The following is a 3,718-nucleotide window of genomic DNA, read 5'->3' on the forward strand; positions in this document are numbered from 1 at the left end:
GACAAGGCCGGGATCCATAACCTGCGGCTCTATGAGTACGGCACGCTGGCATATCGCGGTGGCCAGGCCATGCAGAGCGACAGCAGCAGCAACGTCGTCCATCATGCCGATAATCCCCGTCATGGCTTCATGGGCATGGGACACGGTGAGATGGGCGCCTTCTACAATGCTGGCGATACGCGCGTGGCGCAGCCGCTGGACAAGGTGCTTGCCTCGCATGCAAAGGACAGTGTCGCCACTGAGCAGTTGCTCGGACTGCTCACCCGATACGCCGATGCCGAGGTTTATCTGGGTTATGCCAACCAACGCGCCGCTGTTGCCGGCTGGGTCACCGCCGTCAGCGCGATCGCCGGGGAGCGAGGCAAGCCAGCCATTGTCGTGGGCATCTACGGCGAACTGCGCCACGCCGATCGCAAGCCTATTTCAGGAGCCGATACGCTCTACGTGCGCAGCAAGGGCGACTCCGCCGGCCTTAAACAGAACGCCGAGATGGTGCGAGGCCCTGGGGCCAAATGCATCGCGGTGATCGCCGATGGCGTCCCCGCGCCCGTGATGGCTGCGCTGCAGAAGCGCGCCATGCCATTCACCTTGAGCACGGGCAATTATTCGTTATCCGAAGCCGTGGAGAACGGGCACTTCCCCGTCTACGAAACACTGATCTTCAATCCCGGTGTGCAGAGCGCCTTTCAGTTCCAGGTCGCCAACGGGCTAGCGAAGCTCGAGTTGACCGCGACTGCCTTCGGTAAGGCGGCGCTGGCCCTGAGCAGTGCCTCGCCCGAATCGCTGCCGAAGATGACGAAGGAGATCCATGCCGTGCTGGCTCATCCCCACGAGATCCGCTTGCTGATGGGGGTGATTCGCGCGCAGACGGATATCAAGGAGAACTTTGTTGCCCGGCTGGCTGGTCTTCTGCCACATCACTAGACGGTCGACCCTGGCAGTTATATGTCCGAGTGTCCGCCGTGCCATGTCCGCGGACACATGATGGGCCGTGTAGATCGGCGCGAGCGGGAGTTGGTGTGGTTCTTGCTTGTTGCCTCCGATCGTCACCACGGGGCTTTCATGCTTGTCTACCATTTCAAACTAGGAATTCGGAGCCTTCGCCGAAACCCATTGCTTACCGTGCTGATGGTGATAACGATCGGAATTGGCGTCGCGTCGTCCATGACGACCTATGCGGTATTTCTTGCCACCTCGAAGGATCCGGACAAGTCATCGCAGTTGTTTATCCCGCAGATTGATAGCTGGGGAGAATCCGCGAGCGCGGAAGACGATGGCGAACCACCGGACATGATGACTTACACCGATGCCATGGCATTGATTCGGGATCATCGAGCCAGATTCCAGACCGCGCTTTATCCCATCGACGTTTCGATCATGCCGACCCATAAGTCGCGGTTGCCTCTTCAGGTGAGTACCTACGCAACATATGCCGATACGTTTCCCATGTTCCAGATATCTTTCCTTTTCGGGAGCGGTTGGTCTTCAGCAGACGACCAGGCACACGCTGCCGTAGCGGTAATAAGCCGGTCTCTCAATGACAAATTATTCGATGGCGTGAATAGTGTGGGGCAAGACATCGTGCTGAATCACCAAAGCTATCGAATCGTCGGGGTGAGGGATAACTGGAATCCACAGCCGCTCTTCTACGATGTAAAAATGCTCGGTGCGTTTGGTGAGTCGGCTCAGGTATTCGTTCCCTTTACTCGTGCCATCGATTCCCGGATTCCCACCGCGGGCGCCAACCTGTGTAAGACAAGCTCCGATAGCGGATGGGACGCGTGGCTTGGATCTGATTGCACATGGATCTGGTATTGGGCCGAATTGCCCGACAAGAAGAGCATGACGGAGTATCGCGACTATCTCGATGGCTACGCGGCGGAGCAAAAGCGGGCGGGGCGCTTCCACTGGGCGCCGAACACCCGTCTTCGCAATGTGATGCAATGGCTCGACTACAAGCATGTAGTGCCTGCGGAGTCGAGGATTTCTCTTTTGATTTCCGCGGGATTTCTGCTCATATGCCTGGTTAACACGGTGGGCCTCTTACTGGCCAAGTTCATGCGACGCGCACCGGAAATCGCGGTTCGCCGGGCGCTTGGCGCACCTCGCAAGGCGATTCACGAGCAGTTCCTGATCGAAGCAGGTACCGTCGGTCTGGCCGGAGGGATGCTTGGACTGTTGCTGACAGGTGCCGGCATGTTCGGGGTGGGCCTGGTGTTCGAGCCGTCCATTGCCCGACTGGCCACGCTCAATGCATCGCTGGTTGCACTGACCTTCTGCGTTGCCGTATCCGCGACCGTTCTGGCGGCAATCTATCCTGCCTGGCGCGCAGCTTCAGTAAAGCCCACCTGGTAACGGAATTCATGATCAGTGTACAGATTCGACCGATCCTCAGCGCGCTTAAGCGACACAAAGCGGGAACTACGCTGATCGTGCTACAGATTGCTCTGACCTTCGCAGTGATTTGCAACGCGTTTTATATCGTTGAGCAGCGTATCGATCGTATGTCCAAGCCAACCGGCATGGTTGAAAGCAATATGCTGGCGATTCAATACCGTTGGGCTGGAGTGGACGCTAACGCCATTCCGTCGCTTACCAAGGCAGATCTGCAAGCACTACGCCTGCTGCCAGGCGTCGAAGACGCAACCCAGACCGGATCCTATCCGTTGTCGGGCCATAGTTCGACAGAAGGCATACGTACCGATCCGGGTGTGAAAGCGCGAATCGCACTGGCTGCGGAATATTTCACCGATGACCATGCGCTTGCCACGATGGGCGCCCGTCTTGTCGCGGGAAGAAACTTTCGAGCGGACGAAATAGGTTTCTTCGATCCATCCAAGGTCACTCCGCCTGCCGCGGTCATCATCACCAAAGCCCTGGCGGACAAGGTGTATCCCGATGGCTCGGCCCTTGGCAAGCAAATCTATATCGGTAACAGCATGCCGTCGCCCAGTACGGTGATCGGCGTCGTCGAGCGGCTGCAGGCGCCGTCTCCCACCGCCAGCTTCGCCGAATATGCCGTCCTGGTTCCTGCGCTGCTTTCAAGCAGTAGCGGCAACTACCTGATCCGAAGCAAGCCAGGACAACTCCTGGCGATCACCAACGAAGCCCCTGCCGCCCTGGTCAAGCTCGACCTCATGCGCGTCTTCCCGCCCAACGAAGGGATTCGCACTTTCGACCAGGTTCGTGAGGAGGCCTATAAAGTGGATCGCGGGATGGCCACGCTGATGACGGCGATCTGCGCCCTGTTGCTGGTCATTACTGCTGCCGGTATCGTAGGGCTGACTAGCTTTTGGGTCTCTCAGCGACATCAGCAAATCGGTATGCGCCGGGCACTGGGTGCCACCCAGCGTGACATCCTCAGCTACTTCCTCACCGAAAATCTGCTGATTGCGTTGGGTGGTATTTCCCTGGGTGCGGTGCTCGCTGTCTCACTCAACGTATGGATGATCAGCCATTTCGAGATGAGTAGCCTTCCGTTGAAGTATTTCGTGGAAGGCGTGGTTCTGATTGTGCTTCTCGGTCAAGCAGCCGTACTCGTGCCAGCGTTGCGGGCATCACGTACATCCCCCATCGAAGCAATTCGAAATACCAGGGCTTAGAGGAACGCGAAATGGGCGCATGGTCACACGAACCTTTTGGAAACGACACGGCCAATGACTGGGCCTACGATCTCGAGGACGCACAAGATCTGTCTTACATCGAGGCGGCCCTCGAC

The 3,718-nt window shown here is 57.9% G+C and carries 4 protein-coding genes; all 4 read left to right on the plus strand.

Translation table 11 applies throughout. The annotated features are described in order from the left end of the window. On the plus strand, window positions 1–924 hold a 924-nt coding region (locus AC1DVF_RS28630), incomplete at its 5' end, for a hypothetical protein (protein WP_477783560.1). Between the two features lie 60 nt (window positions 925–984). Beyond that, window positions 985–2,355, plus strand: a complete 1,371-nt coding sequence (locus AC1DVF_RS28635; protein ID WP_477783561.1) for an ABC transporter permease — start codon at window positions 985–987, stop codon at window positions 2,353–2,355. Window positions 2,356–2,363: 8 nt separating this feature from the next. Then, window positions 2,364–3,602 carry an ABC transporter permease gene (locus AC1DVF_RS28640; protein WP_477295208.1) on the plus strand — a complete coding sequence of 413 codons (1,239 nt, stop codon included), beginning with the start codon at window positions 2,364–2,366 and terminating at the stop codon, window positions 3,600–3,602. An 11-nt stretch (window positions 3,603–3,613) separates the two neighbouring features. Beyond that, on the plus strand, window positions 3,614–3,718 hold a 105-nt coding region (locus AC1DVF_RS28645; protein ID WP_477783562.1), incomplete at its 3' end, for a DUF4259 domain-containing protein.

Source organism: Pseudomonas sp. P4_D7 (assembly GCF_056401755.1).